The sequence below is a fragment of the Castellaniella hirudinis genome (genome assembly GCF_047468865.1).
Classification (GTDB): Bacteria; Pseudomonadota; Gammaproteobacteria; order Burkholderiales; family Burkholderiaceae_B; genus Castellaniella; species Castellaniella hirudinis_A.
Genome location: NZ_JBLGTV010000003.1, coordinates 307492 through 326888, shown reverse-complemented (window position 1 = coordinate 326888; position 19397 = coordinate 307492). Strand labels below are relative to the sequence as shown.

The following is a 19397-nucleotide window of genomic DNA, read 5'->3' as shown; positions in this document are numbered from 1 at the left end:
CTGCCTGGTGGCGTCTCGAAGCGCACGACCGCCTCTGGTTCCCGATGCTTGCAATCCCTCAGATATTCCTTCAGCTGCCAGACGCTGCCAGAGCATCCATTCAGCGCCGCTCGGTGTCGCTGCGGGTCGGTTCCTTCGGCTCAGGCGGATTCGGCCCGATGTAGACCGACTTGCCGTCCTTCCACACCACGGCGTACTGGCCCAAGCGCCGCTTGCGATCCAGTGCCTTAGCCACGGAGTTGCGCAGGCTTTCCAGCGCCTTGCGCGTGTCTTCATCATATTGGGGCTTCATAGGCCTGCCTCGTCGCGTAGGTGCCGATAAACAGCATCATCAAAAATTTCAACATGACCGCCCTGCTGCGTAAACACCAGCATCGGGTCGTCCAGGCTATTCAGGTAGCAGCGCGTCAAGCTGACCCTGGGAGCATACAGTGCAAACAAGTTGTACAGGCTACGGGCAAAGCGCCGCTCAATTGCCTGAGCCGGGATGCTATGGCCACCGTGCATGACACGCTCCGCCACCCGATCATGAGATAACTGGACATTGGGTAGCGCCAAGTATGACATCTCTACCCGCCATCCGCCTTGCATCAGACGATCCACCAGTCGCAGATAACCACGCCCGGACAAGGTTGTCTCAAAGGCGAAGTCCTGGCGGGTACGTTCGCACCGGTCGATTTCCGCCAGATACAGCCTTGATGCTGCCAACTGTTCACGTTCGGGGTTCAAAGGTGACAACCCGGCAGCAATCAGATCGGCATTGATGAACGTCTGGCACTGGGCCACAGCGGGCAGGTAATCCAGCGCAAAAGTCGTCTTTCCAGCGCCGTTGGGGCCTGCGATCATCCAGCAGGTGGGCGTCATCGTCATGCAAGCTCTCCTGTCAGGTAGGCAGGCAGCTTGGCCTGCCACTCGCTCATCAGAATCAGCGTGCCTTCCACCGTGGTATCCGTGCTTACCAGCTCCAAGTCACCCACGGGCGAGACACGATCCCACTGGAAGTTGCTCGACAGGAAATTCAGCAAATCACGCTTGTAGGCAGTATCCAGGTTGCCACTCAGCTGGTCTCCCTTGGTTTCCAGCGCCACGATGCGCTGGGCGCTGCCGTCCTGCTGCACAGCGAAGATGAAGTCTGGATAGACCTTGGCGCGTTTCCAGCCCTGCAGACCGTACTGCCGCCGGGCCACATTCCGGTGCCACCATGATAGCGTCTCGGTGGCATCCAGATAAACCGCCACGTCACGCTCGTCCTGATTCAGTTCCGCCTCGTACACGGGCGCGAACAAACTTTGTCGCAGCGCGCCGCCGTCCCGGCCCAGCAGCTGACGGGCACCCTCCGGTTCGCTTGTCGCCATGGTGCTTGGCATCTTCCAATTGCGCCCATCCAATCGCAGCCGAAACTGGATGCGGCCTTGCGCCACCTCGTTCTTGAACACCGTTTCGGCCAACATCGTTCGCGCTGCATCCAGGCCTTTGCGCAGTTCTTCTGCAATCAGGCTGGCCAGCTTGCCCAGTTTAGTGCTGTCAAAACCTCGTTCACGCAAACGCGCAATCGTTTTGGCAACGATCTCGCGGGCCACAAATGGATTGGGCACCAAATCAGACACCAGTCGCACCGCATAGGCGGGATCAAACGCCAAAGATTCCTGATTGCGGGCCACCGGGCTATTGGTCAGCAGTTCATCGCCATCGTCGGCCAGTTGAATACGCTGCAACTGGCTCTCAGCCGCCTGGGCGTTGTCGGGAATGCGATTCGCAATGTCCGTCGGATCGAAACCCCGCCAGTCGATGGCGGCCAACACGTCGGTTTCATAGTCCAGTTCCCGAATGTCCTTACCGACCACCCGCAGGACCTTGGGCAAGTAAATCTCGGTCTTGGCAAATGCAGGACGGCGCTGAATAGGTCGAACCGTCAGCCCGCCACCTTGCGTATCCGGCTGTGAGACCTGCAGCACGAGGTCGCCCAAACCATCTTGCTCCAAGCCCGTTTTGATGGCCTCTACCACGTCCTTGGTCGCCGCATGGTGGGTGATCACATAGCACTCGTCCAGCGTGTCAACGCCTGTTTTCAAGGCATATGGCTGGCGCAGGATGCGGCCTACCAGCTGCGTCATGGCCTTCTGGTTGGAACTTGCGGCCAGACTGCACAGCACATAGGCAAAGGGACAATCCCAGCCTTCCTGCAGCGCCTGCTTGGTGATGATGACACGCACACGATTGGTGGGTGACAGTAGATCCTGGTTCTCGGGATCGGCCAGATCGTTTTGCTCCGCCGTTTTGATGGCCACTTCGGCCTCATCGAAGCCCGCCGTGATCAGCCAGTCCTTGACATCGTCAGCATGGATGTGATGGCTTTCACGCTGGTCGCGCCCGGTACGCTCTACCTGCACCAGCATGATTGGGCGGATAGTGCGCCCGGTATCGGCTCGCAGCCGGTCGGCGTCCCTTGTCACGCTATTCAGGCGATCCAACGCGGCATTCAGCGTGGCCCGCCAGTCCGTGCCCTGCCTGGGGTCGAGATTGAGCGGCATCTTGATCATGCCTTCGCGATCCAGCTCGCGGCCCGTCACTTCCACCAGGATGTTGGCATAACGCCCTGGACGGGGGTTCCTGCCCCCACGCGGCTGCACGTCCTGTGGGGTAGCCGACAGCTCCAGCACAAAGCTGTCCGTTGCGCCCAGATAAAAGTCGGCCTCGCGTATTGCTGCCGGGTTCAGGACTTGGCTGGTCGCCATATTGAACAGCACGGCCCCCAAGCTGCGATAGGCGGGCAGGTCCTGGCCCGTCAGAATTTTGTCCAGTTCAATGGGCGCACCCAAGGTGCAGTAGGTGAAGCTGCCGCCCAGGCCCTCTGTCCTGCTTTCAATCGATCTTTCGCCCGTGACGACGAGTTCGCCATCTTTGACTTCTTTTTTGATACGGTCGAACTCATGGCCTTGCAGATTTTCAATGCCTTCGATTCGGTGTAATAACGTTTCGGACGACTTGAGGGTTGAAAACGTCAGGCGTTCACGAAGGAGTTCGGTCTTTTGGGTGCCGTGGAAGTCATAACCGTTGACGACGCGTCGGACGCGTTCGGCTGTCAAGCGATCGGCGTAGTCTTCCATTTCGACCAAGATGAAGCGGCGGTTACCGCCGTCACGCTTGTTGGCTTCCAAGACAGCATGGGCCGTGGTGCCTGATCCGGCGAAAGAGTCCAGGATCAAGGCATTTCTATCTGTCGCCAGACTTACTATTCTGTCGATCAACTGCACAGGTTTTGGATTATCAAACGCGACAGGCTGCCCCATCACATCTCTCAGAACCTGCGCAGCTCTCTCATTGGTCCCACACTCCTCATACGGCCACCACGTCCATATGGTCGCTCCTTCGCTCTCAGATAAGAATTTTTTGAGCCTCGGCCTGCTATCTCCAGATACCCCAAACCAGATTCGTTTATCAGCAGCCAATCGATTAAAGGTGTCTTGCGCAAGGGCCCAACACCTCCCTTCTGGGGGCATAATCTTCCTACCAGACGGTAGCTCTATCTCGTAGAACTGATCCGCCGTAGCGTGCCCAGTTTGCCCAGTCAGATCGACAGACGCCCACTCTCCCCTATGATCGCCATCGGGATTACGATATTCATCAACACGACCTGCGGCAAGCGGCATTCTGTTCAAAGACAATTTACCTTTCACAAGGTCCTTGGCATAAACCGTCACATAATCGTATGCTGGAGACAAGTTTTTTCGTGCATCTGGTGACGTACGCTTCTGCCATGCAGCTGTCGCAACATAATTGCCATCGCCGAAAACCTCATCCATCAGCAAGCGGAATCGATGCTGTTCGTTATCATCCAAGGTGACAAATATAAGTCCGTCATCAGACAGTAACTCATGCAGCAGCCGCAATCTCGGCCACATCATGGCGCACCACTTGTCGTGTCGCAGGCCATCCTCGATGCCAATCGGATTGTTATTCAGCCATTCCCGGATCATCGGGGCATTGACGTTGTCGTTGTAGCTCCAGCCCTCGTTGCCGGTGTTGTAAGGCGGATCAATGAAAATGCAGTCCACCTTTCCGGCGTAATACGGCAGCAGCGCCTTGAGCGCATGCAGGTTATCGCCCTGAATGATCAGGTTGCCATCCAACGACGCCGGGCCTATCCCCTTTTCCGGGTGCGGCACCAGGGGGCGAAACGGCACAGCCAGATGGTGGTTGTAGACGAATTCTTTCCCTTTGAAGCTGAGCGCCGTCATGATCAGCGTTCTCCCTTTTTAAATGGCGGCACACATAGGTGCCTGAATGACAGCGTCAGCCCGACACCGGCAAATAGAGCGTCAGCGCAGCACTGGCCGTGCGCCGAAAGCCAAAACTCTCGTAAAACGCAGCTACCTTCGCATCCTTTGCATCCACGATCAACACCCGCACGCCCATGGTTTGCCGCACAGCCACGGCAAGATTCACCGCGTGGCCCAGTAGCAGTTGGCCGTACCCTTTACCCTGCCGCGCCTGAGACACGGCCAAGCGCCCTACCCGTATCGCGGGCACGGGATATGCTGGTAGCCGCCTGCGATCCTGCTCAAGCATCTCGTGCAGGTGGAGTTGTGCCGCTGACAGAGAGCAATAGCCAAGAATGCGTGTAGGATCAGTGTCGTCCACCAGGACATGCGTGGTAGCGATACCGTCGCGCTGATGCTGTCCGGCCCGGCGGCGTAGGTAATCATCCAGGACTGCGACACCACAGGAAAACCCGACACGGTCATGCCGATGCCCATCCAGGACAACAAAGGCTAAGGCCATGGATCAACGCTGTGCCACAGAGGCGGCGGCATCCATTGCTGCCTTCAGACGCGCATTGGGCTGGAATGGGGCATCCAGCGCCGCCAGGAAGCGGCGTGATTCGGCAGCGGACAAAGTGACTACAGTATCGGCTGCAATGGCGGCATCGGCTTCGCGCAAGACAGCATCGCGAACGAAAGACGACACGGGTAGGCCGCGCAAGGCGGCGGCTTTGGTGATACGGTCTTTGTCACGCGGCTCAAGACGAAAATCCAGGCGGGCGGCGGCAGTAGTCATAATTCATCTCCGATTTGTACGCTATTGTACCGTACAATTTTCCGCGCCAAGGAAATATTTCAAATCAACCGCCGAGCATCTTCACTTCATCACCAGGGCGGTCGCCTGCCTCACCTCATGCTGCAACTTACGAAAGTCCAGCATCATCGCTTCGACATCAGACGGATATGCGCCCTGTCCGCGCTTTTCAGCAAGCCAGAGCTTCAACAAACCCGCCACCCGGCCCAGATCACCAGTCACTTTTACAAGGTCGGCAATAGCCTGATAGTCGGCCTTGGATCGGATCGGTGTGTTCAGGGCCAGCGCCCGAAGGTAGGCTGACGCGGTCATACCCACTGCCTCTGCTGACTCGGTGATCGCTGCTTTTTCCTCCCCTGTGGCCCACACTTCTATCCGTTCTCGGCGGGGTCGCCCCGCCCTTTTTTCCTTCGTACCTGTTTCTTGTTTTGCCATGCTTCTGATCCTGGTTGCGGCAGCGACAGTGTGCCTCGCAGAGCACGATTCCGTCGAGCCACAGGCGAGTAAGAGGCGGTAATGTACGAGTTCATGCGCAGCGTGTACCGGTACATTACACATCTTGCCATCCAGCATCGTGCAACTTAACGATAATCACCACGGGCATCGGGAAAAATTGCCCTAAGTTGCGCTAAATTTCCTTGAATTGCGTTGAATTGCACAAAACAATCAAAAACACCAAAATAATCATCTACATTTGCGCAGAATTGCGCAAAGTTGCCTAGCGGGGGCCAGATATGGCGATCACCTTCAGCCGATACGACACGGTGGACTACCTTGCAACCGAAGCCGATATTGCAGCCTATCTGGCGGCTGCAGAGGAAGACGGCGACCCGTCGGTGATGGCCGCAGCGCGACAAGACGCAGAACGGGCACGCGCTCGGTGGCGATCCCTGACAAGCCACCTACCGAAGGATGATGCCTCTGCCGACAAATCGGAACGCTAAGATCGGCCCCAGGTACACGCCCGAAAACAAACAAAATGAAAGTGTCACTGCCCGGTGGGTAATGTACGGACGCTGAGACGAATCCGGGGGAATTTACCCCATATCGGCGCCGCCGCAGCTATTTCGAGCCTTGCGCAGCGTCCCAGACGCACCTGCAGCCGTACTTTACACACCCGCTTTCACGAGCGACGAACGCCGTGCTTCTTCTTTTGGTGCTCATCCTGCCTTCCAGGCCTACGAAACGCCCTCCCCTCAGCACTGCTGCAGGGCAGTTATCCACATTTTTCGTGCTCTTCTTACCAGTAAAAAGGTATAGGTAAGAATTACAGGTAAAGGTATCGGTTTTAGGGTAGGGGCGATTGCACGAAAAAAGTAGGGGTGATTGCACGAAAAGGTAGGGGTGATCGCACGAAAGGGGTAGGGGCGATTGCACGGGGATAACTTGGCCAATCCACAGACATGCCCACACCCGAATCAGCATCCTCGGCCAGGAGACAAGCACAGGACGATCTTTGGTGCTTCGGTACTCCGGTAACCGGACGGCCCTATCCGACCGAACCTACCGGAAAGCAGCGACGCGACACCGGCGTGGGCGAAGGAGCCAGCTGCACGCCACCGCGCACGATACGCACGTCGGCCTGGGGGTACACCACCAACACCTTCTGCAGCGCCGCCAGGAAACTTTTCTTGAAATCGGTTGCGGCCGTCTTCCCGGTGTATTCCTGGGCGAACTGTTCTCGCAGCGGTTTCCAGTGCAGGAGGGCCCTATGGCCCCCCAGACGATGCAAACGATGGGCGAGCCATGCGTAGACATCCAAAGCTAATGCGGAGCCTCTGAGGGCCTGTAATGCCCTGTTGTCGAGTGGCACCGCGCTTTCCCGCAACTCCCGGTAGTACGGCTCTGACAGAACCATCAAACCCGGCCACAGCGATCGCTGTGTGCTGTCCCGGTCAGCGATCCAGGCATCAAACTGTTCCACGGGCTGGCCGTTGAAGGTTCGGCCCTTGAAGCCCAGTTGCAAGCGGCAGGCTGCCAAGGCGTGCATTTGCGCGCGCAATGTCCGATAGCGGCGACCGCCCATATCCGTGCCCATTGAACGCAGAAATGCAGACGCGCTATCGCCAATCGGAATCTCCCGTGTCCCGTGCCGTACGGCATAGGTCGAAATCCATGCCAACGCCAAACGCGGCATCGCCCCGTACGGAACCAACTGCTGCACCGGCCCCCTGCCCTCGTCCAACCATCCCGCCTGCACGCTAACCCAGGCCGCGCCTGACCGACGCATGAACTCATGGCCTTGCACCTTTGCCCGAGGCAAGCCAACCTGACAGAGAATCGCATGCGTGAACGCCATATCGTCGCCAGCCGGGGGAATGCTGGCGATTTCTATAGATCGTTCAATCAGGGCGCTATCGGCGTCGGACATTAACCGGCTCAGGTGCTTGACAACAGCACCGAGAATGCCGGATAGTGCCTGACAATGCAGTCTACAAAGTATCTTCTATGGTTGACATTGCCATTTTACGGGATCTCTTGACCGAGTCACATTGTGACCCCGCTGTCGCCGACGCTACTCATACGTTTTTGTTGGAATGGGGGCCTTACACCGAGAAGGGAAGCAAATTCTCGATCTACCGCCTATTCCGAGAGCACATAGATCCGGCATGGCGGGAACTGGTGCAACGCAACCCACGCAGCCTGTCCACCAACATCATGGAACTCGCCTGGACCAAGTACACCTTGAGCGCCTTGCAGCCCGGCACCATCCCCGGCAACGATGGGGACATCGTCCAAGGCTCAAACGCAGAAGCCGTACAGCTGTTCACGCAGCGCAGCAGACCCAAGGACTGGAGCGCACTTTCCACAATCGCCCATCACTACCGCATGGATCGGCTAGAGCGATTCCTGTTTTTCGTGCAACACACCAGCCCCAGCAAGCACAATCGAACTTCTGCCGACCAAGTCGTTATTGAAACCATCGACGTACTGCGTTATCTCGCCGAGGCCTGCAGCCTTAAACTTCCCAAACAGCGACCAGACCGACGCTTGACCAATCGGCATCAGAGTTCCATCTGTCGATTCTGCGGCCAGCCCACCGAGGCAGCCGATTTCCGTACACGGGGCAGCGAAGCACTGCGCGGCCTTCCTGAAAATACGCGACTGAGCACCAAATATTGCAGTCGCCACAAATCGAAGGACCCAACATCACCCGCGATGAGACTGGCCTACCAACGTGCCAAGCGCAGCGAAGGCGCGTTCAGTGCGGAACTGAAAAGGCTGTATATGCACAGCCGTCGCTGGTGCACCACGCGCCACAATCGCATCTGTCAGGATGCGCAAGTCTTCGTGGGTGATTTCGGCCAGCTTCAGCTTTCCAAACTTGGCCTTCAATTCGCGGTTGTAGACTGCCCGACGCATGTCACGGGTGGAATCCGCCATTTGGTAGCCCCGCAGCCACTTCTCCGCCCAGGCGTCAAACGTTTTTGCGTCCTTGTCACGGGCTTTCTCGCGGGCTTTCTCTCGTGCCGGTGACTTTCCTTCGGCCAACAGCTGCTTGGCCTCTGCAAGGCGCTCTCGCGCCTCTGACAACGTGATACCCCCTACGCCGTACTGGCCGAAGGTCATCGTCTCCTGTCGCCCGTTGATCAGGTAGTTATAGCGAAAGGAGATCGCCCCCGCCTTGGTGACGGCAACATACAGGCCGTCACGGTCGGGCAGCTTGTACATCCGGTCCTGCGGCTTGAGGTTACGAAGCTTGGTATCGGTCAACATGGCGGGCTTCCTGATCGTAGCTGCGATACCATGATGAGAATTGGCCTAAAAATTATCTATAACGCATTGAATCCAATGGATTTTTGGAAACTTGATACCATGATGTATCCACAACATGGAATCATGGTATCGCGCACGAATCATGGTATCGCCGTCGATAATACCATCGTTCGTACCATGAAAAATTTGTACTTGTAGCTACCCGACAATGCCAGACACTGCTAGGAAAGATAGGAAAAAAGCCCGTGATAACACGGGCTTATGAAGGTTTTTTGCTATGTGGTGCTAGTCCTTGCCAGACGCAGAATCATTCCCACTCAATCGTAGCCGGCGGCTTGCTCGACACATCATAAGTCACCCGATTGATCCCGCGCACCTCATTGATGATCCGCGAAGAGACCTTCTTCAGCAAAGAATACGGCAATTCCGCCCAATCGGCGGTCATGAAGTCCGTGGTCTGCACGGCGCGCAGGGCCACCACATAGTCATATGTGCGGCCATCGCCCATCACCCCCACGGACTTTACCGGCAGGAATACGGTAAACGCCTGGGACGTCAGGTCATACCAGGATTTTCCGGTGGATTCATCCATCGTATTGCGCAATTCAGAGATGAAGATATCATCCGCCCGACGCAGCAAGTCGGCGTATTCCTGCTTGACTTCGCCCAGAATGCGCACCCCCAGACCGGGCCCGGGGAACGGGTGGCGGAAAACCATTTCGGGCGGCAGGCCCAGGGCCAGGCCCAGGTGGCGGACTTCATCCTTGAACAGTTCGCGCAGGGGTTCCAGCAGCTTCAGGTTGAGGGTTTCGGGCAGGCCGCCGACATTGTGGTGCGATTTGATGGCCACCGCCTTGCCGGTCTTGGACGCGGCGGATTCGATGACGTCGGGATAAATCGTGCCCTGGGCCAGCCACTTGGCGGATTTCAGCTTGGCGGATTCCGCCTGGAAGACTTCGACGAATTCGCGGCCGATGATCTTGCGCTTGGCTTCGGGATCGGACACGCCAGCCAGTTTGCCCATGAATTGCTCGCTGGCATCCACATGGATGACGCGGATGCCCAGGTGCCTGGACATGGTATTCATGACCTGGGCGGCTTCGTTCAGGCGCAGCAGGCCATGATCAACGAATACGCAGGTCAGTTGGTCGCCGATGGCCTTGTGGATCAGGGCGGCGGCGACGGAGGAATCGACCCCGCCAGACAGGCCCAGGATGACTTCATCGGCGCCGACCTGGTCGCGGATGCGGGCGACGGCTTCGGCGACGTAGTCGGGCATGTTCCAATCGCGCGCGCAGCCGCAGATGTCCGTGACGAAGCGCGCCAGCAGGGCCTGGCCCTGCAGGGTGTGGGTGACTTCGGGGTGGAACTGCACGGCATAGAAGCCGCGCGCTTCGTCGGCCATGCCGGCGATGTCGCAAGACGGGGTGGACGCCATGCGCACAAAGCCGGGCGGCAGCGCGGTGACCCGGTCGCCGTGGCTCATCCACACTTTCAGCATGCCATGGCCTTCGGGAGTGGAGAAATCCTGCAGGCCGTCCAGCAGCCGCGTATGGCCATGCGCGCGGACTTCGGCGTAGCCGAATTCGCGGTGGTCTGAAAATTCGACCTGGCCGCCCAGTTGCAGGGCCATGGACTGCATGCCGTAGCAAATGCCCAACACCGGCACCCCGGCCTGGAAAACCCCGGCGGGCACCTGCAGCGCGGCCTCGGCATAGGCCGAGGCATGGCTGCCCGACAGGATGATGCCCTTCAGGCCCAGGGCTTGCTGGGCGCGGATGAAAGCGTCGTCCACATCTCCGGGATGGATTTCGCAATAGACGCCGCATTCGCGGACACGCCGGGCAATAAGCTGGGTAACCTGTGAACCGTAGTCCAGGATGAGGATGCGCTGGTGCATGATGGGAAATAAGTAGGGCTGTTCAAGGCGATACTTTAACCCATACCGCCGCTGCGGATCAGGCCGACGCACGGCCTGGATGCGGTTTTTTCCTCTGCGGGGCACGCCGGGTTTGTCGGAAACGCGCCGCTGCCATTACAGTATGGGCATTCTCAATAAAAAAAACGGCTGTCCAATGGTTAAGCACGCGTCGCGGTTCCCCCTGCCTCTGGCCGGTCTGCTGGCGCTGGCCGTCGCCATGGGCATTGGCCGCTTCGCCTTTACGCCGGTGCTGCCCATGATGCAGGCGGACTTGGGCCTGACGCTGGCCCAGGGGGGCTGGCTGGCCAGCGCCAATTATCTCGGGTATCTGCTGGGCGCGCTGCTGGTTACTCACCTGAGTTGGACGCCCGCCCAGCTGCTGCAGCGGGGCTTGTGGCTGGTGGTGCTGACCACGGCCGCCATGGGCCTGGATACTCACTGGGCCGGCTGGCTGGCCTGGCGGCTGCTGGCGGGGGTGGCCAGCGCTTGGGTGATGATCGGGACGGCCGCTTTGTGCATTGCCCGGCTCAACGCCCTGGGCAAGGCCGAGCACAGCGGGATTGTCTTTGCGGGGGTGGGTTGCGGCATCATGTTCGCCGGACTGGCCTGCATGGGCCTGACCCTGCTGGGCGCCCGGGCCGCGTCGGCCTGGCTGTGGCTGGCGGGGGCGGCCTGGGTCGGCTTGCTGGGGGCGTCCACCATGTGGCGCACACCGGAACACGTCCGCGCGGGCGCCGCCGCGCCGGCGCAATCCTCGGGCGGCCAAGGGTCTGCCGCTGTGGACGGGGCGTCCGCAACCGGCCCGGATGCCGAGCCCGGCCCGCCAGCCCGCGCAGGCCGCCCGGCCGCCCCGCCGCTGCACTGGGGCCTGATCCTGTGCTACGGGGTCTATGGCTTCGGCTACATCCTGCCCGCCACGTTCCTGCCCGCGCAGGCCCGCCTGTTGATCCCGGACCCCTGGCTGTTCAGTCTGGCCTGGCCAGTGTTCGGCCTGGCCAGCGCGGCGTCCACCTTGGTGGCCAGCCGGCTGGCCCGGCGCTTCAGCCGTCCACAGATCTGGGCGGGGGCGCAGGTGATGATGGCCGTCGGGGTGCTGGTGCCCGCCCTCTGGCACAGCCTGGCGGCCATCCTGCTGGCCGCCGTCTGCGTGGGCAGCGCTTTCATGGTGATCACCATGGTGGGCCTGCAGGAGGCCCAGGCCACAGTGGGGCCCGCAGGCGCAAAGCGCCAGATTGCCGCGATGACGGCCTCGTTTGCCCTGGGGCAACTGGTGGGGCCGATCTTCTTCAGCCTGACTCACGCCTGGTTCGACGCGCCGCTGGAATTCGCCCTGGCCCTGGGCACGCTGGGCCTGCTGGCCGGGGCAGCCCCTATCTTGCGGCTGCAGGCGCAAAACACCCCGCAAGAAAAAGCAAGCCCATGAACACGCCCCTGATTTACGTTCTGGCTCACTGATCAGCGTCCCGGATCAGTTGTCCGGTGTATTGCTGGATATCGGCGCGGCCAGCCGCTGAACCACCAGCGTGACGAAAATGGCAGCCCCCTGGGCCAGCAGCGCGTCGTCGTAGTCGAATTCCGGGTGATGGCAGGTCAGGCCGTCGTGCCCCAGGAAGAAATACGCCCCCGGGCAGTGATCCAGCAAATAGGCGAAATCCTCGGACGCCATCAGGGGCGTGACGGGATCGACGACCTGGCCCGCCCCCAGCACGGCCTCGGCCGCCCGATGGACATGGGCCACGGGCCCCGCCTGGTTGAGAGTGGGCGGAGAACTGAGCAGGTGGTCGAAACGGATGTCGCAACCATAACCCAGGGCGGCGCCGTCGCAGAGTTCGCGCAGCCGCTGCAAAGTACGCGCCTGGGCTTCGCGCGACAGGGTGCGCACGGTGCCGCGCAGCACCGCGTGGTCGGCGATCACGTTGATGGCGCTGCCCGCCTGAAACTGGCAGATACTGAGCACGGCCGTATCGAAGGGGCTGATATTGCGGCTGACCACGGACTGCAGGGACTGCACCAGCGCCGCGCCGGCCACGATGGGATCGTTGGCCTGGTGCGGCATGGCGGCGTGGCCGCCCAGGCCCCGGATATGGATTTCAAACAGGTCGCAGGCCGACAGGATGGCGCCGACCCGCACGCCGACCTGCCCTGGCCCGATGCAGTTGTTGTTGTGCAGACCGTAGATTTCGTCGCAGGGAAAATCCCGGAACAGGCCGGCATCCACCAGGGCCTTGGCCCCGGTCAGGGGTTCTTCGGCGGGCTGGAAAATGAACACCACGCGCCCGGCAAAATCGGGCTGGGCGGCCAGGTGGCCGGCGGCCCCCAACAAAGTGGCGGTATGGCCATCGTGGCCGCAGGCATGGGCCACCCCGTCATGCACGGACCGATGTCCATGGCTGCCCTGATCCTGCATGGGCAGGGCGTCCATGTCGGCCCGCAGGCCCAGTGTGGGGCCCGCGCCCAGGCGGCCCGCCAGCACCCCGATGACCCCGGTGGTGCCGCCGTAGTTTTCGTGCACGGCCAGGCCCCAGCCGCGCAGCAGCTGGGCCACGCGGGCCGCTGTGCGGTGTTCTTCGTGGCCGAGTTCGGGATGCTGGTGGAAGTCGCGCCGCCAGCCGCGCATGGCCCGGGCCAGATCATCGCTGATCCGCACCCCGGCGGGCGCGGCCGGCGCAGAGGAAACTGAATCCGCCATGGATCAGTCGGCCCGGTAGTTGGGGGCTTCTTTGGTGATCTGCACGTCGTGGACGTGGGATTCACGCACCCCGGCGGCGGTGATTTCGACGAACTCGGCCTGGGCGTGCAGGTCGGCAATGGTGGCGCTGCCGCAATAGCCCATGGACGCCCGCACCCCCCCAACCAACTGGTAGATGATGGCGATGACGCTGCCCTTGTAGGGCACACGGGCCTCAATGCCTTCGGGCACGAGCTTGTCGACGTTGTTGTTGGGATCCTGGAAGTAGCGGTCGGCCGAGCCGTCGGCCATGGCGCCCAGGCTGCCCATTCCCCGGTAGGATTTGTACGAGCGCCCCTGGAACAGCACGACCTCGCCGGGGGCTTCTTCGGTGCCGGCGAACATGCCGCCCATCATGCAGGTGGACGCGCCGGCGGCCAGGGCCTTGGAGACATCGCCCGAGTAGCGGATGCCGCCGTCGGCGATCAGGGGGATGCCCGTGCCTTCCAGGGCCTGGGCCACGTCGGCGATGGCGGTGATTTGCGGCACCCCCACCCCCGCCACGATGCGCGTGGTGCAGATGGAGCCGGGGCCGATGCCGACCTTGACCGCATCGGCGCCCGCTTCAGCCAACGCCCGGGCGGCGGCGGCCGTAGCGATATTGCCGCCGATGACCTGGATGTTGGGGTAGTGTTTCTTGACCCAGCGGACGCGTTCGATGACGCCCGCGGAATGGCCATGGGCGGTATCCACCACAATGACGTCCACCCCGGCCGCGGCCAGTTTCTCGACGCGCTCGTCGGTGCCCTCGCCCACGCCCACGGCCGCGCCCACGCGCAGCTGGCCTTGGGAATCCTTGCTGGCCAGGGGGTGTTCGGTATTTTTGACGATGTCCTTGACCGTGGCCAGGCCGCGCAGCTGGAATTTGTCGTTGACGATCAGCACGCGTTCCAGGCGGTGCTTGTGCATCAGGGCCTGGGCTTCTTCCAGGGTGGCGCCTTCGTGCAAGGTGACCAGCTTGTCCTGCGGCGTCATGATTTCGCGCAGCGACACATCCAGGCGGTCTTCAAAGCGCAGATCCCGGTTGGTGACGATCCCCACCAGCTTGCCGCTTTCGACCACCGGCAGGCCGGAAATCCCGTGCAGGCGCTGCAGCTCGATGGCGTCCCGCACTTTCATGGTGGGCGTGACGGTGATGGGGTCGATGACGATGCCGAATTCGTGGCGCTTGACACGAGCGACTTCGCGGGCCTGTTCATCCGCGCTGAGGTTTTTATGGATGATGCCGATACCGCCTTCCTGGGCCATGGCGATGGCCAGACGGGATTCGGTGACGGTGTCCATGGCGGCCGAGACCAGCGGGATGTTCAACTGGATGCCGCGCGTAAGCTGCGTGGCCAGGCGCGTATCGCGCGGCAAGACCTGGGAAAAGGCAGGCACCAGGAGAACGTCGTCGAAGGTGAGCGCTTTTTTGATGAGACGCATAAACTGTATAGACTCCGGGCAAAGCAGGATTATACGCCGTTAACCCCCCCGGATAAACCCCAATCGGGCCGCGCCGGCGTGCTGTCCGGCTCAAGGCCGGCGATCACGCGGCACAACCCATCAGGCGGCGGCCAGGAGACCGAAGGTGCGCATTTTGCTGGTAGAAGACAACCCGGACTTGGGCGACGCCATCGAAACCAAGCTGAAATCCAGCGGCCACAGCGTGGAATGGGCCCGGGACGGGCGGGCCGCCGCGCGCTGGCTGCAGGACGGCAACTGGGACGCCGTCGTGCTGGACATCATGCTGCCCGGCAAGGACGGCTTCGCCATTCTGCGCGATCTGCGCGAAGCGGCCATCGACACCCAGGTGCTGGTGATCACCGCCCGCGCCGAAATCGAAGACAAGGTCGGCATGCTGGATCTGGGGGCGGACGACTACATGGTCAAGCCCTTCGACCTGCGCGAACTGGAAGCCCGCCTGCGGGCCTTGCTGCGCCGAGCCTCGGGGCACAGCAGCAGCCTGATCCACTACGGCCCCCTGGCGCTGGACAGCAGCAGCCGCAGCGTCACCCTGGACGGCAAGCCGCTGGAACTGGGCCGGCGCGAATTCCGCCTGCTGGAAATCCTGCTGGCCCGCCTGGGCCAGACCGTCCATAAAGAACGTCTGATGAACCAGCTGTTCTCGCTGGATGAAGATGTCTCGCTCAATGCCCTGGAACTGCAAATCTCGCGCCTGCGCAAGAAACTCGCGCACACGCCCATCCGCATCACGACGGTGCGCGGCATTGGCTACCAGGCCGACAACGATGTCGCGTAGGCCGTTTTCCATCCGGCGGCGCATCCTGCTGGCCGGCGTCGGCGTGCTGCTGGTGCTGTCGCTGGGGATTTACGCCTTCTTGCAGGACTATGCCAGGCGCTCGGCGGATCAGGCGTTCGACCGGGTGCTGGCCGCCTCGGCGCTCTCCATCGCCGGGGCCATCCGCCTGGAAGACAACCACCTGACCGCCGAGCTGCCCTACGCCGCCATGGCCATGCTGTCCAGCCAGCAGCGTGTTTTCTACAGCATCCGCGATCCGCAGGGCGTGCTGGTGACCGGCTATGAGGATCTGGACGGCGGCATGCCGCTGGCCCGCTCCGCCACGCCCGTTTTCACCAACCATCACTACCACGGCGATGCGCTGCGCGTCGCCACGCTGGGCCGGCTGATCAGCTTCAACCGCCAAATCCGCTGGATCACCGTGCGGGTAGCCGAGACCCGCGAGGCGCGCGAGGCCCTGGCCGCCGAAATCCTGCAGCGCGGCGCCCTGCCCCTGCCGATCATGACCATCGTGGCCTTGCTGCTGCTATGGATCGGCATCAGCCGGGCGTTCCTGCCGCTGCGCGGCCTGGAACGCGAACTGCGCCACCGCCTGCCGGAAGATCTGGCGCCGCTGCGCAGCCCGGCCCCCCGCGAGGTCACCCGGCTGGTGGATGCCGTCAACGGCTTCATGCAGCGTCTGCAAGTCATGCTGGACATGCTGCACAACCTGCTGGCCGATACGGCCCACCAGGTGCGCACGCCGCTGGCCTCGCTGCGCGCCCAGGCCGAGGTCGCCCTGGATGAGCGCGACCCGCAGCGACTGCGGGAAAGACTGCACCGCATTCTGCGCAACGCAAGCAGCGCCAGCCTGCTGATCAACCAGTTGCTCATGGACGCCACCATCACTCACCGCCTGGGGTCGCGGGCACAGGACGCCATCTCGCTCGATGAAGTGCTCCACGAAGTCCGCCAGCGCATCGGCACCCGGGACGCCCCCCGGCTGCGGATCGCGCAGGCGCCCGCTTTGCAGGGCGCGCGCCTGCGCGGCGACCGCATCGCCCTGCGCGAAATGCTGCTCAATCTCATCGACAACGCCCTGCGCCACGCGCCCGACGGCCCGGTGACGCTCGACCTGCGGCCCGCCGCCGGGCAGCTGCTGCTGCAGGTCGCCGACCGGGGGCCGGGCATCCCCGAGCACGAACAGGCCGAGGTTCTGAAACGCTTCGTGCGCGGTGCCGCCGCCCAGGCCACGCCAGGATCCGGGCTGGGGCTGGCCATCGTCCAGTCCGTCGTGCAAAGCCACCAGGGCACGCTGCGCCTGCGCAACCGCCCGGGCGGCGGCTTGCTGGTGCAAGTCAGCCTGCCGCTGGAACCCGCCGACCCTCCGGCGCCCCGCAAAGACCGCCCGGCGCCCCGCAAAGGGACGGTATCCGGCATCGGCCTGATCGTCTGCGCCGCCCTGGGCCTGGCGCTGGCCATGCCGGACAGCGCGCAAGCGCAGACCAGCCGCTACCCCGCCCCGCTCGCCGAGGCCCGCACCCTGACCATCGCCGGCCCCACCGACACCCCCGTGTTCGCCATCCTGGCCAAGGCGTTCCAGCGCAGCCATCCGAACATCGGCATCGTCTACCACGAACGGGGCAGCCAGCAGCTGTACGAGCAAACCCGGGCGGGCACGCTGCCGGCCAGCGACCTGCTGATCAGTTCGGCGGCGGACCTGCAGCTGCGTCTGGCCAACGATGGCTACGCCCAGGCCTACGAATCCGCCTGGACTCAGCGCCTGCCGGAGTGGGCCAACTGGCGCGCCGAGGTCTTCGGTTTCACGTTCGAACCCATCGTGATGGTCTACAACACGGATCACTACACGGCGGCCACGGCGCCCCATTCGCGCACCGAGCTGTTGCGCACCCTGGAACAACAAGGCCCCTATGCCCGCATCGGCACCTACGACATCGCCGCCAGCAGCGTCGGCCACCTGCTGGCCACCCAGGACGAGATGATCTCCTCGAATTTCTGGGGGATGGCCAATGCTCTGGGACGCGCCGGCGTGCGCCTGGCGGCCGACACCCGGGAAATCCTCGACCTGATCCAGGCGGGACAGCTGGATCTGGGCTACAACATGCTGGGATCCTATGTGCGCGCCTATGGCCCGCGCTACACCCGGCTGGCGGTCATCGTGCCGGACGACTACCAACTGGTTCTGGCGCGCTCCGCCCTGATCCTGCGCACCGCCGCGCAGCCCCAGGCGGCCCAAGCCTTCGTCGATTGGCTGCTGTCGCCCACGGGCCAGCAAGTCATCGAGACTGAGGCGGCCCTGGGCGCCCTGCCCGAGCTCATGGCCGAGGACGATGCGCCCCCCGAGCGCCGGACTTCCGCCCTGATCCGCCCCATCGCCCTGAATCCCACCCTGCTGGTGGGCCTGGATCAGCAGCGCCAGGCGCGATTTCTGCAGAACTGGGCGCGGCTGGTGACCGACACGCCGAACCGGCCCGGGGCGCCGCCCGGCGGGCCGGCGATGACAGGACGGTGACAGCAAGGCTCCCTAAGATGGTTCGTATGCGCCGATGCATCATCGGCACAAGACGAAAAAACCACACGGAGACAAGCATGCGATATCCCGCCTCGCGCACCATCCTGTACACCGCCATCCTGTCCGCCATGATGGCCGGCACGGCACTTGCGCAAACGGCCCCGGACGGCTATCCGGCCGATTACCAGCAGATCATCGACGGCGCGAAAAAAGAAGGCAAGGTCATCATTTATTCGACCACCGACACCAAGGCCGCCAATCCGGTCATCCAGGATTTCGAAAAAGCCTACCCTGGCGTGAAGGTCGAATACAACGACATGAACAGCACGGAACTCTACAGCCGCTACCTCAGCGAACAAGCGTCGGGCAGCAACAGCGGCGACGTGGTCTGGAGCTCGGCCATGGATTCCGCCATGAAGCTGGCCACCAGCTACGCGGCCAGTTATCCTTCTGTCGAAATTCCCGCCCTGCCCGCCTGGTCGGTCTGGGAAAACAAGGCCTACGGCACCACCTACGAGCCTTCCGTCTTCATCTACAACAAGCGCCTGCTCAAGGAAGACCAGGTGCCCAAGACCCACGCCGAATTCGCCCGCCTGGTGTCCGGCGACACCAGCCAGTTCAAGAACAAGGTCACTACCTACGATGTGGAGAAATCCGCCGTGGGCTTCATGCTGGCCGTGCAGGACAAGCTGAACGACCCCGACTACGAAAGCTTCCTCAAGGGATCCAGCGCGGCGGGGCTGGTCGTGCAATCTTCCACCGGCACCATGATGGAGCGCGTGTCCTCGGGCGAAAACCTGCTGGGCTACAACATCCTGGGCTCCTACGCCGAAACCCGCGCCCAATCCGACCCCGGCCTGGGGGTCGCCTACTCCACCGACTACACCCTGGTGGTCTCGCGGGTGGCCTTCATCAGCAAGAACGCCCTGCACCCGAACGCGTCCAAGCTGTGGCTGGACTACCTGCTGTCCAAGCGCGGTCAGGACGTCCTGGCCAACCAGGCCAATCTGGCCTCGGTGCGCAGCGACATCGAGGGTGACAACGACGTGGCCGGCATGACCCAGAAGCTGGGCGATGCACTCAAGCCCATCCCGGTGAACGAAACGCTGCTGGAATACCTGGATCAGAACAAGCGCCTGGAATTCATCAAGATGTGGCGCGCCGACACCGGCAAATAAGCCCGTCCCCGCGTTTTTCCTCG

16 protein-coding genes and 1 pseudogene are annotated in these 19397 nt (G+C 62.2%); 5 read left to right on the top strand and 12 right to left on the bottom strand.

Going from position 1 to position 19397, the window contains the following annotated elements; translation table 11 throughout:
- Window positions 1–100: 100 nt before the first annotated feature.
- The 6 genes from ACMHYJ_RS07005 to ACMHYJ_RS06980 all read right to left on the bottom strand — a co-directional run bounded on the left by ACMHYJ_RS07005 (window position 101) and on the right by ACMHYJ_RS06980 (window position 5511).
- On the bottom strand, window positions 101–292 hold the full coding sequence (locus ACMHYJ_RS07005; RefSeq protein WP_414245483.1) for a hypothetical protein: 192 nt from the start codon (window positions 290–292) through the stop codon (window positions 101–103).
- Window positions 289–870, bottom strand: a complete 582-nt coding sequence (locus tag ACMHYJ_RS07000) for a Zeta toxin family protein (protein ID WP_414245482.1) — start codon at window positions 868–870, stop codon at window positions 289–291. Before ACMHYJ_RS07000 ends, ACMHYJ_RS07005 begins: the two co-directional genes overlap by 4 nt.
- Window positions 867–4238 carry a DNA methyltransferase gene (locus ACMHYJ_RS06995; RefSeq protein WP_414245481.1) on the bottom strand — a complete coding sequence of 1124 codons (3372 nt, stop codon included), beginning with the start codon at window positions 4236–4238 and terminating at the stop codon, window positions 867–869. The genes ACMHYJ_RS07000 and ACMHYJ_RS06995 overlap by 4 nt, the downstream gene beginning before the upstream one ends.
- Window positions 4239–4293: 55 nt before the next feature.
- Window positions 4294–4782: a GNAT family N-acetyltransferase gene (locus ACMHYJ_RS06990; protein WP_414245480.1), complete on the bottom strand. Its 489-nt coding sequence runs from the start codon at window positions 4780–4782 to the stop codon at window positions 4294–4296.
- A gap of 3 nt (window positions 4783–4785) precedes the next feature.
- Entirely contained in the window at window positions 4786–5058 is a 273-nt protein-coding gene (locus ACMHYJ_RS06985; protein WP_414245479.1) for a DUF1778 domain-containing protein, read from the bottom strand.
- 81 nt (window positions 5059–5139) lie between these two features.
- Window positions 5140–5511, bottom strand: a complete 372-nt coding sequence (locus ACMHYJ_RS06980) for a plasmid mobilization protein (RefSeq protein WP_414245478.1) — start codon at window positions 5509–5511, stop codon at window positions 5140–5142.
- A gap of 299 nt (window positions 5512–5810) precedes the next feature.
- Between ACMHYJ_RS06980 and ACMHYJ_RS06975 the strand changes: the two genes are divergently transcribed.
- Entirely contained in the window at window positions 5811–6020 is a 210-nt protein-coding gene (locus ACMHYJ_RS06975) for a hypothetical protein (RefSeq protein WP_414245477.1), read from the top strand.
- 545 nt (window positions 6021–6565) lie between these two features.
- On the opposite strand, the gene ACMHYJ_RS06970 is transcribed toward ACMHYJ_RS06975, so the two are convergent.
- The 4 genes and pseudogenes from ACMHYJ_RS06970 to guaA form a co-directional block, all read right to left on the bottom strand.
- A complete protein-coding gene (locus ACMHYJ_RS06970) occupies window positions 6566–7447 on the bottom strand; it encodes a replication protein RepA (protein WP_414245476.1) in 882 nt (293 codons plus the stop codon).
- Between the two features lie 467 nt (window positions 7448–7914).
- Window positions 7915–8082 (bottom strand): hypothetical protein, encoded by a 168-nt coding sequence (locus tag ACMHYJ_RS06965; RefSeq protein ID WP_414245475.1) that lies wholly within the window; start codon window positions 8080–8082, stop codon window positions 7915–7917.
- A 192-nt stretch (window positions 8083–8274) separates the two neighbouring features.
- Window positions 8275–8793 (bottom strand): annotated as a pseudogene (locus ACMHYJ_RS06960) (tyrosine-type recombinase/integrase); the annotation flags it as partial.
- 307 nt (window positions 8794–9100) lie between these two features.
- Window positions 9101–10693 carry a glutamine-hydrolyzing GMP synthase gene (guaA, locus tag ACMHYJ_RS06955; protein ID WP_414245474.1) on the bottom strand — a complete coding sequence of 531 codons (1593 nt, stop codon included), beginning with the start codon at window positions 10691–10693 and terminating at the stop codon, window positions 9101–9103.
- A 175-nt stretch (window positions 10694–10868) separates the two neighbouring features.
- Here guaA and ACMHYJ_RS06950 point away from each other — a divergent pair, with 175 nt between their 5' ends.
- Window positions 10869–12137: a YbfB/YjiJ family MFS transporter gene (locus tag ACMHYJ_RS06950; protein ID WP_414245473.1), complete on the top strand. Its 1269-nt coding sequence runs from the start codon at window positions 10869–10871 to the stop codon at window positions 12135–12137.
- A gap of 45 nt (window positions 12138–12182) precedes the next feature.
- Here ACMHYJ_RS06950 and ACMHYJ_RS06945 read toward each other — a convergent pair whose 3' ends face one another.
- Together ACMHYJ_RS06945 and guaB are read right to left on the bottom strand one after the other, a co-directional pair.
- Window positions 12183–13403 carry an amidohydrolase gene (locus tag ACMHYJ_RS06945; RefSeq protein WP_414245472.1) on the bottom strand — a complete coding sequence of 407 codons (1221 nt, stop codon included), beginning with the start codon at window positions 13401–13403 and terminating at the stop codon, window positions 12183–12185.
- A 3-nt stretch (window positions 13404–13406) separates the two neighbouring features.
- The gene (gene guaB / locus ACMHYJ_RS06940; protein WP_414245471.1) at window positions 13407–14867 is read right to left on the bottom strand and encodes an IMP dehydrogenase; all 1461 of its coding nucleotides are present in this window, start codon (window positions 14865–14867) and stop codon (window positions 13407–13409) included.
- A 145-nt stretch (window positions 14868–15012) separates the two neighbouring features.
- Between guaB and ACMHYJ_RS06935 the strand changes: the two genes are divergently transcribed.
- The 3 genes from ACMHYJ_RS06935 (at window position 15013) to ACMHYJ_RS06925 (ending at window position 19374) form a co-directional block, all read left to right on the top strand.
- Complete coding sequence (locus tag ACMHYJ_RS06935; protein ID WP_414245470.1) at window positions 15013–15684, top strand: response regulator transcription factor; 672 nt, start codon at window positions 15013–15015, stop codon at window positions 15682–15684.
- On the top strand, window positions 15674–18196 hold the full coding sequence (locus tag ACMHYJ_RS06930) for an extracellular solute-binding protein (protein WP_414245469.1): 2523 nt from the start codon (window positions 15674–15676) through the stop codon (window positions 18194–18196). Before ACMHYJ_RS06935 ends, ACMHYJ_RS06930 begins: the two co-directional genes overlap by 11 nt.
- 77 nt (window positions 18197–18273) lie before the next feature.
- Window positions 18274–19374: an ABC transporter substrate-binding protein gene (locus tag ACMHYJ_RS06925; RefSeq protein ID WP_414245468.1), complete on the top strand. Its 1101-nt coding sequence runs from the start codon at window positions 18274–18276 to the stop codon at window positions 19372–19374.
- The last annotated feature ends 23 nt before the right edge of the window (window positions 19375–19397 follow it).

Coding starts and splice junctions, on each gene's coding strand:
- ACMHYJ_RS07005 (WP_414245483.1), bottom strand. CDS start 292: ATGAAGCCCCAATATGATGAAGACACGCGCAAGGCGCTGGAAAGCCTG.
- ACMHYJ_RS07000 (WP_414245482.1), bottom strand. CDS start 870: ATGACGATGACGCCCACCTGCTGGATGATCGCAGGCCCCAACGGCGCT.
- ACMHYJ_RS06995 (WP_414245481.1), bottom strand. CDS start 4,238: ATGACGGCGCTCAGCTTCAAAGGGAAAGAATTCGTCTACAACCACCAT.
- ACMHYJ_RS06990 (WP_414245480.1), bottom strand. CDS start 4,782: ATGGCCTTAGCCTTTGTTGTCCTGGATGGGCATCGGCATGACCGTGTC.
- ACMHYJ_RS06985 (WP_414245479.1), bottom strand. CDS start 5,058: ATGACTACTGCCGCCGCCCGCCTGGATTTTCGTCTTGAGCCGCGTGAC.
- ACMHYJ_RS06980 (WP_414245478.1), bottom strand. CDS start 5,511: ATGGCAAAACAAGAAACAGGTACGAAGGAAAAAAGGGCGGGGCGACCC.
- ACMHYJ_RS06975 (WP_414245477.1), top strand. CDS start 5,811: ATGGCGATCACCTTCAGCCGATACGACACGGTGGACTACCTTGCAACC.
- ACMHYJ_RS06970 (WP_414245476.1), bottom strand. CDS start 7,447: ATGTCCGACGCCGATAGCGCCCTGATTGAACGATCTATAGAAATCGCC.
- ACMHYJ_RS06965 (WP_414245475.1), bottom strand. CDS start 8,082: ATGCCGATTGGTCAAGCGTCGGTCTGGTCGCTGTTTGGGAAGTTTAAG.
- guaA (WP_414245474.1), bottom strand. CDS start 10,693: ATGCACCAGCGCATCCTCATCCTGGACTACGGTTCACAGGTTACCCAG.
- ACMHYJ_RS06950 (WP_414245473.1), top strand. CDS start 10,869: ATGGTTAAGCACGCGTCGCGGTTCCCCCTGCCTCTGGCCGGTCTGCTG.
- ACMHYJ_RS06945 (WP_414245472.1), bottom strand. CDS start 13,403: ATGGCGGATTCAGTTTCCTCTGCGCCGGCCGCGCCCGCCGGGGTGCGG.
- guaB (WP_414245471.1), bottom strand. CDS start 14,867: ATGCGTCTCATCAAAAAAGCGCTCACCTTCGACGACGTTCTCCTGGTG.
- ACMHYJ_RS06930 (WP_414245469.1), top strand. CDS start 15,674: ATGTCGCGTAGGCCGTTTTCCATCCGGCGGCGCATCCTGCTGGCCGGC.
- ACMHYJ_RS06925 (WP_414245468.1), top strand. CDS start 18,274: ATGCGATATCCCGCCTCGCGCACCATCCTGTACACCGCCATCCTGTCC.